We start from the raw sequence: 13272 nt of genomic DNA on the forward strand, positions 1-13272 counted from the left end.
TAGAGAAATCGGGTTTCAGTTTTCGGGCCGAATCGGTGCACACTTGAAGCCATGAGCCACACTTCTGCCGAATCTGTCACTAAAACTTCCGGGGCCGCGGAATCGGCGCAGACGCCGTTCACGCTGTGGACCGTCTTCAAGCGCACGGGCCTGCCGGCCGCCGGCAACGGGCAGGCCGTCGCGGCCTTCGAGGGCCTGACGGCGTCGCTGGCCGACTCCGGGATCACGGTGCGCGGCACCTACGACGTGTCCGCCATGCGCAATGACGCCGACGTCATGGTGTGGCTGGTCGGGCCGAACGCCGAGGGCCTGCAGCAGGCCGTGCGCGACATCCGACGCAGCGACCTGTTCGCGAACACCGCGATCGCCTGGTCCGCCATGGGCGTGCACCGCGAGGCCGAGTTCGCCAAGAACCACGGCCCGGCGTACATGCGCGACGCCGCCCCCAAGGGCTGGGTGTGCGTGTACCCGTTCGTGCGCTCCTACAACTGGTACATCCTGCCGGCCGACGAACGTTCCCGCATGCTGCGCGACCACGGCCTGCTCGGACGCGACTTCCCGCAGGTGCTCGCCAACACCGTCTCCGCGTTCGCGCTGGGCGACTGGGAGTGGCTGCTGGGCCTGGAATCCGACGACCTGACCGAACTCGTCGACATGATGCGCCACCTGCGCGCCACCGACGCCCGCATGCACGTGCGCGAGGAGATCCCGTTCTACACCGGCCGGCGCATCGACGCCGCCGCCGTCGCCGAGGTGCTCCGGTGAGTACCGCCGTCGATCTTCACAAGGTCGCCCCCAAGCACTATGACGCCGTCCTGCTCGCCTCCTTCGGCGGTCCCGAGGGCCAGGACGACGTCCTCCCGTTCCTGCGCAACGTCACGCGCGGACGCGGCATCCCGGACGAACGGCTCGAGGAAGTCAGCCACCACTACCGGGCGAACGGCGGCATCAGCCCCATCAACGCGCAGAACCGGGCGCTGAAGGCGGCGCTGGAGGCCGAATTGGCCGCGCGCAACATCAACCTGCCGGTGCTGTGGGGCAACCGCAACTGGGACCCGTACATTCCGCAAACGCTGCAGGACGCCTACGACGACGGCCACCGCCAGATCCTGATGGTCACCACGAGCGCGTACACCTGTTATTCCAGTGACCGGCAGTATCGGGAGGACATCGGCATGGCGCTGACGTCCCTGGGGCTGGACGGCAAGCTGGCCGTCGACAAGGTGCGCCAATACTTCGACCACCCCGGCTTCGTGGAGCCGTTCATCGAGGGCACGGCCGCGTCGCTGGCCAAGGTCCGCGCCGACCTGGCCGCCGCCGGCACGCCCGACGCACCCGTGCACGTGCTGTTCTCCACGCACTCCATCCCGACCCGCGACGCGCAGGCCGCGGGACGGTCGGTGGACGAGCCGCGCTCCTTTGAGCAGGGTTCCGCGTACGTGGCCCAGCACCTGGCCGTCGCCCGCCGCGTCATGGCGTCCATTGCCGCGGACACCGCCGGCCCGGCCCCGGACTGGTCGCTCGTGTACCAGTCCCGCTCCGGCGCCCCGCACGTGCCGTGGCTCGAGCCCGACATCAACGACGCGATCGCCGACCTCGCCGGCAAGGGCGTGAAGGGCGTCGTCGTCGTGCCGCTCGGCTTCGTCAGCGACCACATGGAGGTCGTCTGGGACCTCGACACGGAGGCGAAGGAAACCTGCGCCGGACTCGGCCTGGCCTTCGACCGCGCCCCGACCCCGGGCACGAGCCCGTTGTTCGTTGCCGGACTCGTGGACCTCATCTGTGAACGCACCATCGAAAACCACATCAACGACCGACCGGCCATGACCGACCTGGGCCCCTGGTACGACGTGGCCCCCGCCGGCTGCTCGCAGAACTTCCGCGGCGAGAAGCCGGCCATCGCCGAACACGGCAGCACGATCGGCCTGGTGGCGGGTCCCGTGGTGGACAAGTCAGTGCCCGCTGAGGCGGGGCGTTGATGGTGGCGACCGCAACCGCCGTGAAGTTCGGCACGCGCGGCAGCAAGCTGGCCATGGGCCAGACGCAACAGATCGCCGACCGGCTGGCCGCCGTCGGCGGGTTCGCCGCCGACCTCGTCACGGTCCGCACCGACGGGGATGTGCTCACGGGTTCGCTGTCCCAGATGGGCGGCACGGGCGTGTTCGCCACCGCCCTGCGGGCGGCAGTGCTGGACGGCCGCGTCGACGTGGCCGTGCACTCGCTCAAGGACCTGCCGACGGCGGCGGCTCCCGGCCTGACCATGGCCGCCATCCCCGCCCGCGTCGACCCACGCGATGCGCTGTGCTCCCGCGACGGGCTGTCCCTGACCGGCCTGCCCCAGGGCGCGAAGGTCGGCACCGGCTCCCCCCGCCGCGCCGCACAGCTGCTCGCCGCCCGCCCGGACCTGCGGATCATGGACATCCGCGGCAACGTCGACACCCGGCTCGCCCGCGTCCCCGGCCTGCCCGGGAACCCGGAGGCGCCCGTCATGCCCGGCAAGACCGGCGACCTCGACGCCGTCGTCCTGGCCGCGGCCGGGCTCAGCCGCCTCGGCCGGCTCGACGCGGTCGGCGAATTCCTCGAACCGGCCGTCATGCTCCCGGCCCCCGGGCAGGGCGCCCTGGCCGTCGAATGCCGCTCCGAGGACTCCGCCGCCCACGGCTCCACGGCGGTGCTCGCCCAGGCGCTGGCCGCCGTCGACGACACCGACACCCGGTTGTCCGTCACCGCCGAACGGGCCCTGCTCGCACGGCTCGAGGCCGGCTGCGCCGCGCCCGTCGGAGCTTACGCGTTCCGCAAGGGCAGCATGCTCCACCTCGAGGCCGTCGTCTGCTCCCTCGACGGGCAGCGCTCGCTGCGCCTGAAGAAAGCCACCGACGGGCTCACCGACGTGGGCGCCACGCTGTTGGGGATCGAGCTCGCCGAGCAACTGCTCGCCGACGGCGCCGGCGACCTCGCGGACCTGGCCGGCACGTCGAAATGACCGATCCGGTGGTCGAGCCTCCGGTGGTCGAGCTTGTCGAGACCAAGGACCCCGGGATTTCGACGGGCTCAATCACCGTTCCGGTGGTCGAGCTTGTCGAGGCCCCGGTGGTCGAGCTTGTCGAGGCCCCGGCCGGGATTTCGACGGGCTCAATCACCGTTCCGGTGGTCGAGCTTGTCGAGACCAAGGACCCCGGGATTTCGACGGGCTCAATCGCCGGCCTCCGGGTGGCGGTGACACGCTCCGCCGACCGGGCCGGGGCGCTGGCCGACGCGTTGGCGGCGGCCGGGGCCGAGCCGGTGCTCGTGCCCGTGATCGACTTCGAGACGGCTGACCAGGATGCGCTGGGTTCCTCACTTCGGCGGCTTCAATCGGGTGAGTACCGGTGGCTCGTCATCAGTTCCATCACCACCGTGCGGGCGCTCAAGCAGTGGTGCGACGCCCACGGCGCGTCGCTTGCCGCCCTTGTCCCCGCCGGGACGTCCGTGGCCACCATCGGGCCGACGTCCGTCGCCGTGCTGGCGGCCGAGGGTGTCCGGGTGGACCTGGCCCCTGTCGATGTGCAGTCGGCGGCAGGGCTCGTCGCCCTGTGGCCCGAGAAGGAGGGGCCGGGCCGGGTGCTGCTGCCGCAGTCGAACCTGGCCGAGCCGACCCTCGTCGACGGGATCACGGCCAGGGGCTGGACGGCCGACGTCGTCACCGCGTACCGCACGGTCGACCATCCCGCGTCCGCGGACCTGCGGCTCACCGCCCGGCTGGCGGCCGGCGGCGGGGGCGCCGCCGGCGACCACCCCATGCTCACCACGGCCGAGGCGGCCGGTGACGTGCGCGCGGGCCGCATCAACGCCGTCGTCCTTGCCTCCGGCAGCGCCGCCCGGCGCGTGGCCGAGACCCTGGCGCCGCTGCCGGACGGCTGCCGCATCGTGGCGATCGGGCAGCCGACCCGGCGGGAGGCCGAGCGGCTGGGTCTGGCCGTGGCCGCGACCGCCGAGCACCCCACGCCCGCGGGCATTGTCGCCGCGCTCGTGGCCGCTTTCCATGAATCACAGCCTTCGCTGGAACCGAACCCCTGAACTGGAGTCCCCCGTGAGTTTCCCCGCCCAACGCCCGCGCCGCCTGCGCAGCACCCCCGCAATGCGCCGGCTCGTCGCCGAATACACACTGGCGCCGGCCGACCTGATCCTGCCCGTGTTCATCCGGGAGGGCCTGACCGAGCCGTCGCCGATCACGTCAATGCCCGGCGTCGTCCAGCACACCACCGAGACCCTCGTGGCGGCTGCACGGCAGGCCGTCGACCTGGGCCTGGGCGGCATCATGCTGTTCGGCATCCCGGCCGTGCGCGACGCCGTCGGCTCCGCCTCACTGGACCCCGACGGCGTGCTGAACCGTGCCATCGCCGAGGTGCGGGCCGCCGTGGGCGACTCCCTGGTGGTCATGAGCGACCTATGCCTGGACGAGTTCACCGACCACGGCCACTGCGGCGTGCTCGACGACGCCGGCCGGGTCGACAACGACGCGACGCTGGAGATCTACGCGAAGATGGGCGTCGCCCAGGCCCGGGCCGGCGCGCACGTCGTGGCCCCGTCCGGCATGATGGACGGCCAGGTCGGCGTGATCCGCGAAGCCCTGGATGAGGCCGGATTCCAGGACGTGTCCGTGCTGGCCTACGCGGCCAAGTATGCGTCCGCGTTCTACGGGCCCTTCCGGGAGGCCGTCGACTCGCAACTGCAGGGCGACCGCCGCACCTACCAGATGGACCCGGGCAACCGTCGCGAGGCCATGGCCGAGGTCGAGCTGGACCTGGCCGAGGGCGCCGACATCATCATGGTCAAGCCGGCCATGAGCTACCTGGACATCCTGGCCGACGTGGCCGCGGAGTCGCCGGTGCCGGTCGCCGCGTACCAGATCTCCGGCGAGTACGCCATGATCGAGGCCGCGGCCGCGAACGGCTGGATCGACCGCCGCCGCGCCATCGAGGAATCCGTGCTCAGCATCAAGCGCGCGGGGGCCAACATGATCCTCACCTACTGGGCCGCCGAACTGGCCGGCTGGCTGCGGGGGACCACCATCGAGAAGGGCACCAAGTGATCACCAGTTCCGACGAACTCTTCGACCGGGCCAAGTCCCTCATGCCGGGCGGGGTGAACTCGCCCGTGCGCGCCTTCGGGTCCGTGGGCGGCACGCCCCGGTTCATGGTCAACGCCAAGGGCGCCCACCTGACCGACTCGGAGGGCCGGGACTACGTGGACCTGGTCTGCTCGTGGGGCCCGGCGCTGCTGGGGCACTCCCACCCGGACGTGCTGGCCGCCGTGCACGCCGCCGTCGACCACGGGCTGAGCTTCGGCGCCTCCACGCCCGCCGAAAGCGAACTGGCCGCGCTCGTGCAGGGACGCGTGCCCGCCGTCGAACGCCTGCGCATGGTCTCCACCGGCACCGAGGCGACCATGACCGCCGTCCGGCTGGCCCGTGGCTTCACCGGCCGCAACCTCATCATCAAGTTCGCCGGCTGCTACCACGGCCACCTGGACGGGCTGCTCGCCGCCGCCGGCTCCGGCCTGGCCACCCTCGCCCTGCCCGGCTCGGCCGGCGTCACGGCCGCCACGGCCGCCGAGACGCTCGTGCTGCCGTACAACGACCTGGCCGCCGTCGAGGCCGCGTTTGCCACGCACGGGGACTCGATCGCGGCCGTCATCACCGAGGCGGCGCCGGCCAACATGGGCGTCGTCACCCCGGGCGAGGGCTTCAATGCGGGGTTGTCGCGCCTCACCGCCGCGCACGGCGCGCTGCTCATCTACGACGAGGTCCTGACCGGCTTCCGCACCGGCCCGGCCGGGTACTGGGGCCTGACAGGCATGACGGAAGGGTGGACGCCTGACCTGTTCACGTTCGGCAAGGTGATCGGCGGCGGACTTCCGACGGCGGCGCTCGGCGGCCGCGCGGACGTCATGGAATACCTGGCGCCGTTGGGTCCCGTGTACCAGGCCGGCACGCTGTCCGGGAACCCGGTGGCCATGGCCGCCGGCGTGGCCACGCTGACCGCGGCCACGGCGTCCGTGTACGCGACGGTGGACGCGCGCTCCCTGGAACTGTCCGCGGCCGTGTCCGCCGCCCTGTCCACGGAGGGCGTGGACCACTCGATCCAGCGCGCCGGGAACCTGTTCTCGGTGGCCTTCGGGACGTCGGCCTCCGGCGTCCACAACTACGCCGACGCGCAGGCCCAGGAGGTGTTCCGGTACGCGCCGTTCTTCCACTCGATGCTGGACGCCGGGGTATACCTGCCGCCGAGCGTGTTCGAGGCCTGGTTCCTGTCCGCCGCGCACGACGACGCGGCCATGAACCGCGTCGTCGAGGCGCTTCCCGCGGCGGCGCGGGCCGCGGCGGCCGCCACGCGGTAACCCAAGCCGGTGAGGGGTGAGCGGGTGGGCGAGTCCGACCTGGATTCCCCCATCCGCTCACCCCTCGACTGTCGCGTCGTGTGGTGGCCGAGCGTGTCGAGGCCCGGCCATGTGACCCCCGTATCGAAGACATTACTCGTGGCGTCCGCGACCCAAGTAGGGCGCACTTAAGCACGTATTCCCCCCGGTTTTGGTGCTTAACTGCGCCCTACTTGGGTCGCCGGGGCCCCGGCCACCCACCCGGACCCGGCGGAAATAGCCGGACCCACGGGACAGGTGTGCGCAAAACAGCCCCGCGCGGCGATGCCAGGTCGCAGCCACGCAGTGGGCCAGAGCGCGGGGTGCGTGCAACCGGTTCGTTATGGATTCCGCGGGTGCCGGTGAGCCGGGCCAGGCGTAGGATTCGCCTATAGGTCCCGTCGTCGAAGCCGTGTGCATCATGCGTCCATTTCTCAAGCAGACCGCGATCTGTGCCGCCCTCTTGGCCGCAGTTCCATTCCTCGGATCGGCGCCGGCCCTGGGTCTGACCCCGGCCGCCGCGAAACAGGCAGCGCAGACCACGACACTGACGCCGGCGCAGCAACTGGCGTCCATGACCCTGCAGCAACGCATCGGCCAGCTGTTCATGGCCAAGTCCGCAGCCACCGGCGCCGACGCGAACACGATGTCGGACTTGATCAATTTCCATGTGGGGAACGTGTACCTGGGCGGGCGCTCCTACGCCGGCATTAACCCGACCCTGGCCGTCGTGAAGAAGATGACGGACACGGTCTCGCAGGCCACCACCTCCGGGGTGGCGCTGGCCGTGGCCACCGACCAGGAGGGCGGCTACGTCCAGGTCCTCAACGGTCCCGGGTTCTCCAAGATCCCCACGGCGCTGGCCCAGGGTGCCATTGCGCCGGCCATGCTGCGTGCCGATGCGAAGAACTGGGGCAACCAGCTGCGCTGGGCCGGCGTCCACGTGGATCTGGCGCCCGTCCTGGACACGGTCCCGAGTGCAGCCTTCGCCCCGAACAACCCGCCGATCGGCTACTACGAACGTGAGTACGGGTACACTCCGCAGGTGGTCTCCACCGAGGGCAACGCCTTCGCCGCCGGCCTCAAGGACGGGTTCGTCGCGCCCGCCATCAAGCACTTCCCCGGACTGGGCCGGGTCACGTTGAACACGGATACGTCATCGAACGTGCACGACACCGTGACCACGCGCTACGACTCCTACATGCTGCCTTACAAGACGGCCATCAACGACGGCGCCCGATGGGTCATGGTCTCCAGCGCCTACTACGACAAGATCGACAACCGGTCCGGCAAGCTGGGGGCGTTCTCGTCGGTTCTCATGCAGACCATCCTGCGCGGCGACGACCACTTCACCGGCATCATCCTCTCCGACGATCTGTGCAACGCCCAGCAGCTCGCCCCCTGGAGCCTGGGCGTGCGGGCCGCAAACTTCATCAACGCCGGGGGCACCATGGTGTTGTGCGCCGCTCCGCCCAGCATTTCCCCGATGTACTGGTACCTGCTGCACCTGGCGCAGACCAGCCCGTCGTTCCTGTCGATGGTCAACGCCGCGGCACTGAAGGTGTTGCAGGTGAAGGCCGGGCAGTAGCGCTATCGTGGGGTCATGACCCTCGCCTTGTCCACCCGTGACGACTGCCTGGCCGCCGACGCCGCCGACCCCTTGGCGCCGTTCCGGGCGAAGTTCCTGCTGCCGGAGGGCGTCATCTACCTGGACGGAAACTCGTTGGGGCCCCGTCCGGTCGGGGCGCTGGAACGGGCCCAGGCGGTCGTTGCGGACGAGTGGGGCACCGGACTGATCCGCAGCTGGAACACGGCCGGCTGGTTCGAGCTGCCGGGCCGGCTCGGCGACAAGCTGGCCGGGCTCCTCGGCGGCCGCGCGGGAGAGTGTGTCGTCACGGACACGACCAGCCTGAACCTGTTCAAGGCGCTGGCCTCCGCGTTGCGCATCCAGCAGGCCGACCACCCGGGCAAGCGGGTCATCGTGACCGAACGCGACAACTTCCCCACGGACATCTACATCGCCGAGGGGCTGGCCGACTTCCTGAACTCGGTGGCCGCGGAAACCGGGACCCGGTACGAGGTGCGGCTCATCGACGAGGAAGTGCCGCTGGACCGTGCGCTGGGAGGCGACGTGGCCGTCGTCGCGCTTTCCCATGTCAACTACCGCACCGGGGCGATGTGGGACATGGCCCAGGTGACCGCCCAAGCCCACGCACACGGCGCGTTGGTGATCTGGGACCTGGCGCACGCGGCCGGGGCCGTGCCGGTGGACCTGAACGACGCCGGCGCGGACTACGCGGTGGGGTGCACGTACAAGTACCTGAACGGCGGGCCCGGATCGCCGGCGTTCATCTGGGTCGACGCCCGGCACCAGGACCGGTTCTGGCAGCCGCTGTCCGGGTGGTGGTCGCATGAGCGCCCGTTCGCCATGGCCGATTCGTACACGCCGGCAGACAGCATCGACCGGTTCCTGTGCGGCACGCAGCCGATCACGTCGCTGGCCATGGTGGAGACCGGATTGGACATCATGCTGGCCGCGGACGCCGGGGCGGTCCGGGCGAAGTCGCTGGCGTTGACGGACCTGTTCATCGACCTCGTGGAGCGGCGGTGTGGAGCCCACCCCTTGGAGCTCGTCACGCCCCGGAACCATGCCCGGCGCGGCAGCCACGTGAGCTTCCGGCATCCGGAGGGATACGCGGTCATGGCCGCCCTGATCGCCCGCGGCGTGATCGGCGATTACCGCGAACCGCATGTGCTGCGTTTCGGCATCACGCCGCTGTACCTCGGGTACGCGGACGTGTGGGATGCCGTGGAAACGCTGCGCAGCATCCTGGACTCGCGCGCGTGGGATGCGCCGGAATTCCAGGTCCGCAACGCCGTCACCTGACGTCCTACAGCACGTCGGAGAGGAAATTCCGCAGCCGGTCCGTCGTGGGCGCCTCGAACAGCTCGTCGGGGCGGCCGGTCTCCACGACGACGCCGCCGTCCATGAACGTGACCGAGTCGGAGACGTTGCGGGAGAAACCCATCTCGTGCGTGACCACGACCATGGTCATGCCGCCCTTGGCCAGGTCGGTCATGAGCGCCAGGACCCCCTTGACGAGCTCCGGGTCCAGCGCGGACGTGGCCTCGTCGAAGAACATGACCGCCGGCTCCATGGCCAGGGCGCGGGCTATCGCCACGCGCTGCTGTTGGCCGCCGGACAGGTTGGCCGGCCGGGCGTCGGCCTTGTGCTTCAGGCCCACCATGTCGAGCTGGTCAAGGGCCTTGGCGCGCGCCTCATCACGGGACAGCCCGCGGATCTTGCGCAACGCCAGCGACACGTTGTCGGCGACCGTCTTGTGCGGGAACAGGTTGAACTGCTGGAACACCATGCCGATGCGCCGGCGCAGCTCGTCCGGGTTGTCCTTGAGCACGGAGCGGCCGTCCAGTGCGATGTCGCCCTGGTCGGGTTCGATCAGCCGGTTCATGACGCGCAGCAGCGTGGACTTGCCGGAACCGGACGGGCCGATGACCGACGTCGTCGTTCCCTGCGGCACGTGCAGGTCGATGCCGCGCAGCACATGGTTGGCGCCGAAGGACAGGTGGATGTTGGTCGCTGTCAGCGAACCGGAGGCGGTGGTCATCTCAGGCACCCTTTCCGACGACGGCGGCCGCCTCGTCCGGTTCGACCCGCTCCGGGCGCCCGGTGCGCAGCCGGTTGTCGATGTAGTTGACCAGGTGCGTCAGCGGGACGGTGAGGCACAGGTAGAGCAGGCCGGCGGCGATCAGGGGGGACAGGTTGCCGGTGTTCGCCGCCGCGTCGTTGCCGATGCGGTAGATCTCCCGCTCGCCGGACATCAGGCCGAGCATGTAGACCAGTGAGGAGTCCTTGATCAGGGCGATGAGCTGGTTGACCAGGGCAGGCAGCACACGCCGGATGCCCTGCGGGATGACGACGAGCGTCATCGAATGCCCGTAACTGAAGCCGAGGGCGCGGGACGCCTCCAGCTGTCCCTTGTCCACACTTTGAATGCCGGACCGGAAGATCTCGCCGATGTAGGCCGCCGCCATGAGCGTCAGGGCGAGCACGCCCATCGGGAACGGACTGGTGACGCCCGTCAGGTGGCGGAAGATCGGCCCCAGCCCGATCCCGATCACGACGATCACCAGGATCGCGGGCAGGCCCCGGAAAACGTCCGTGTAGATGCGTGCGATCCACCGCGGCACCGGGTTGCGGGAGATGCCCATGACCGCCAGGACCAGGCCCAGGATCGAGCCCAGGATCGCCGACGAGGCGGCCAGGATGAGCGTGTTGGTCAGGCCGACGGTGAGCATGGTCGGGAGGACCTGGCCCATCGCCTGCCAGTCAAAGAAGGTGTCAAGGAACTGCTGGAGGGTGTCCACTCAGGCGTCCTCAGGAAAGCTTGACGGCCTTTGAACCGGGCGTCCAGTTCTTCGGCGTCTCGCGCTTCGGGTACCACTCCTTGGTCAACTTGCTCCAGGTGCCGTCGTCGATCACGGCATCCAAAGCGGAGTTGAGCGCGTCGATCAGCGGCTGGTTCTGGGCATTCACGGCGTAGGCGGTGAAGTTCTGGGTATTGACCACGGATTCCACGATGGCGGTGCCGTCGCCGTCCTTGACCTGGCCGCTGGCCTGCTGGGACGGGGCCACCCAGGCGTCAACCTGTCCGTTCTTCAGGTTGGCGTAGGCGGTGTTGTAGTCCGAGAATCGGACCGGCTCAAGCTTGAGCGTGTTGGTCACATAGTCGTCCTGGACGGTACCCTGAACCACGGCGATGCGGGTTTTGGCGCTCAAGTCCTTGAAACCCTTGACGGCCGAGTCCTTCTTGGCGACGACGGCCATGTAGCCGAAGTCGTAGCCGTTCGTGAAACCAACCGTCTTGCGGCGGGCGTCCGTCGTCGAGATCGAGGAGGAGCCGAGGTCGAACTGCTTGTTCGCCACCTGCGACAGCAGCGCGGAGAAGTCCGTGGACTTGAACTCGACCTTCAGTTTCAGCTTGTCGGCGATGGCGCGCAGCAGCTCGTTGTCATAGCCGGTGAACTTGCCGGACTTGTCGATGAAGATGTTCGGCGGGGCATCCGAGAGCGTGCCGACGGTGAGGGTGCCGGGCGTCTGCAGGCCGAGCTTGGACGTATCGATCGCACCCAGCGGGGTGACGTTCGCCGTCGTGTAGCGGTCCAGCGACTGCTGGTCGCTGCCGGCCAGCGCGTTCGTCGGCGTGCCGCTGCCGCTGGCGTTCGAACCACCGCAGGCGGCCAGCGAGAAGGCCAGTGCGACGGCGACCGGAACGGTCGAGAGCCATTTCAGGGCAGATTTCTTCATCAAGCGTTCACTTTCATAACAGGAGCCCGAACCGTGACGCGGTCCGGGTGGTGCGAGGGGCGGAGAGCGTCCCCCAGGTGCTGGTGGTGCGATACCAGAGCTCAACCCGCCGAACTAAATTATGTCAGCCGCGCGAAAAACATGACGCGACTGAACTATCGGCGTCAGATGGTCGGTTGGGCGGAATTAATCACAGGTTTGACGCGGAGTGGCCGCAGCGAACCCGCCGGGGGCGCGCCGCCGGCTGAATGTATGACCGGGGCATCCGCGCGTTTTGCGCGACTCCGGCGCCTGTGATTTGACTCTCACGGACGCGGCTGCGGCAGCACGGGCCAGTCGCCCTCGATGACCGCGGCCGGGTCCTTCACGCGGCGCAGGTACTCCTGGAAGTTGGCCGCCTGCTCCCGGGCCCAGCCGATCTGGGCGGCGTGCAGGTCTGTCGCGGAGCCGCGCAGCTCACCGAACCTCTCCGCGAGCCGGTCGGCCAGGCGCAGCGCGGCCAGCGCGTCGGCCGACGCCGTGTGGGCGGCGTCCAGCGCCACACCGTATTCCTCACACAGGGCCGCGAGTGTGCGGCTGCCCTTGCGGTACCGGTCCACACGCTTGCTGCAGATGTACGGGTCGATGACCGGCGCCGGGGCCGGCGTCGAGGCGCCGTGCCGGGCTGCCTCATGCGCCATGACCGTGAAGTCGTAGGCGGCGTTGTACGCGATGACCGGGATGCCGTTGTCGAACAGGGCGTCCAGCGCGCCGGCGACCTCCGCCACGACCTCGCCCACGGGGCGCCCGTTCGCGCGGGCGTGCCCGGTGCTGATGCCGTGGATCTCGGTGGTCTCGGCCGGAATCTCCACGCCCGGATCGGCCAGCCATTCGAACGAGTCATCCACTTCGCCGTCGCCGCGCACCACGACGATCGACGCCGTCACGATGCGTGCCTCGCGGGGGTCCCGGCTGGTGGTTTCCAGGTCGAAGGCGGCACGGGGGAGGGCTGTCCAGCTAGTCATGCCCTCACGCTACCGTTCCGCACCGACAAACTCCGCCGACAACCCATGCGGCCAACCCCGCAGCCAAACCACGCTGCCACCCGGCTACGCTGATGCCATGCGTGCCGCGTACATCGACGCCGTCCTCGAGGTGGCAGAAGCCATCCCGGCCGCCCGGGTGCTCTCCTACGGCGACATCGCCGTGCTGCTGGACTCCGGCGGGCCGCGCCAGGTGGGTTCGGTCATGTCGCACCACGGGTCGGCGGTGGCCTGGTGGCGGGTCATCCGTGCCTCCGGCGAACCGCCGCAGTGCCATGAGGCGCACGCCCTGGAACACTATCGGACCGAGCGGACGCCGTTGCGTGGAAAGACGACCGGGGCCGACGCGCGTTGGCGCGTTGACATGGCCGCCGCCCGCTGGGACCCGACCGACGCGGAGCTGGACGTGCTCGACGCGATCGCCGCGCGGCTGCGCGCCGCGGAGGGCGCGGAGGCGAAGAACGACGACGACGGGCCGGGTCGGGCCGTCGAACGCGCCTGACACGGGGGTGCTTGGGCGCAGCGGCT

General features: G+C 69.8%; 13 protein-coding genes. 9 read left to right on the top strand and 4 right to left on the bottom strand.

Annotated elements, in window-relative coordinates:
- Positions 1-51: 51 nt before the first annotated feature.
- From hemQ to kynU, 8 genes are all read left to right on the top strand, one after another.
- Entirely contained in the window at positions 52-765 is a 714-nt protein-coding gene (gene hemQ, locus EJC77_RS00970) for a hydrogen peroxide-dependent heme synthase (protein WP_125609705.1), read from the top strand.
- Positions 762-1979, top strand: a complete 1218-nt coding sequence (locus tag EJC77_RS00975; protein WP_125609706.1) for a ferrochelatase — start codon at positions 762-764, stop codon at positions 1977-1979. Before hemQ ends, EJC77_RS00975 begins: the two co-directional genes overlap by 4 nt.
- Positions 1979-2983, top strand: a complete 1005-nt coding sequence (gene hemC, locus EJC77_RS00980) for a hydroxymethylbilane synthase (RefSeq protein ID WP_125609707.1) — start codon at positions 1979-1981, stop codon at positions 2981-2983. The genes EJC77_RS00975 and hemC overlap by 1 nt, the downstream gene beginning before the upstream one ends.
- The gene (locus EJC77_RS00985) at positions 2980-4056 is read left to right on the top strand and encodes a uroporphyrinogen-III synthase (RefSeq protein ID WP_125609708.1); all 1077 of its coding nucleotides are present in this window, start codon (positions 2980-2982) and stop codon (positions 4054-4056) included. Before hemC ends, EJC77_RS00985 begins: the two co-directional genes overlap by 4 nt.
- 13 nt (positions 4057-4069) lie before the next feature.
- Complete coding sequence (gene hemB / locus EJC77_RS00990; RefSeq protein ID WP_125609709.1) at positions 4070-5071, top strand: porphobilinogen synthase; 1002 nt, start codon at positions 4070-4072, stop codon at positions 5069-5071.
- Entirely contained in the window at positions 5071-6378 is a 1308-nt protein-coding gene (hemL, locus tag EJC77_RS00995) for a glutamate-1-semialdehyde 2,1-aminomutase (RefSeq protein ID WP_125609782.1), read from the top strand. The genes hemB and hemL overlap by 1 nt, the downstream gene beginning before the upstream one ends.
- A 439-nt stretch (positions 6379-6817) precedes the next feature.
- On the top strand, positions 6818-7984 hold the full coding sequence (locus tag EJC77_RS01000) for a glycoside hydrolase family 3 N-terminal domain-containing protein (RefSeq protein WP_240629613.1): 1167 nt from the start codon (positions 6818-6820) through the stop codon (positions 7982-7984).
- 15 nt (positions 7985-7999) lie between these two features.
- On the top strand, positions 8000-9283 hold the full coding sequence (kynU, locus tag EJC77_RS01005) for a kynureninase (protein ID WP_205786747.1): 1284 nt from the start codon (positions 8000-8002) through the stop codon (positions 9281-9283).
- A gap of 4 nt (positions 9284-9287) precedes the next feature.
- Here the strand turns inward: kynU and EJC77_RS01010 are convergent, their stop codons facing one another.
- From EJC77_RS01010 to EJC77_RS01025, 4 genes are all read right to left on the bottom strand, one after another.
- Positions 9288-10022 (bottom strand): amino acid ABC transporter ATP-binding protein, encoded by a 735-nt coding sequence (locus tag EJC77_RS01010; RefSeq protein ID WP_125609710.1) that lies wholly within the window; start codon positions 10020-10022, stop codon positions 9288-9290.
- A 1-nt stretch (position 10023) separates the two neighbouring features.
- On the bottom strand, positions 10024-10782 hold the full coding sequence (locus EJC77_RS01015; RefSeq protein WP_125609711.1) for an amino acid ABC transporter permease: 759 nt from the start codon (positions 10780-10782) through the stop codon (positions 10024-10026).
- A gap of 10 nt (positions 10783-10792) precedes the next feature.
- Positions 10793-11722 (bottom strand): ABC transporter substrate-binding protein, encoded by a 930-nt coding sequence (locus tag EJC77_RS01020; RefSeq protein WP_125609712.1) that lies wholly within the window; start codon positions 11720-11722, stop codon positions 10793-10795.
- Positions 11723-12027: 305 nt separating this feature from the next.
- Positions 12028-12726 carry a 3'-5' exonuclease gene (locus EJC77_RS01025; RefSeq protein WP_125609713.1) on the bottom strand — a complete coding sequence of 233 codons (699 nt, stop codon included), beginning with the start codon at positions 12724-12726 and terminating at the stop codon, positions 12028-12030.
- Between the two features lie 97 nt (positions 12727-12823).
- Between EJC77_RS01025 and EJC77_RS01030 the strand changes: the two genes are divergently transcribed.
- Complete coding sequence (locus EJC77_RS01030) at positions 12824-13246, top strand: MGMT family protein (RefSeq protein ID WP_125609714.1); 423 nt, start codon at positions 12824-12826, stop codon at positions 13244-13246.
- Positions 13247-13272: the final 26 nt, after the last annotated feature.

The sequence above is a fragment of the Specibacter cremeus genome, assembly GCF_003946885.1.
Lineage (GTDB): Bacteria > Actinomycetota > Actinomycetes > Actinomycetales > Micrococcaceae > Specibacter > Specibacter cremeus.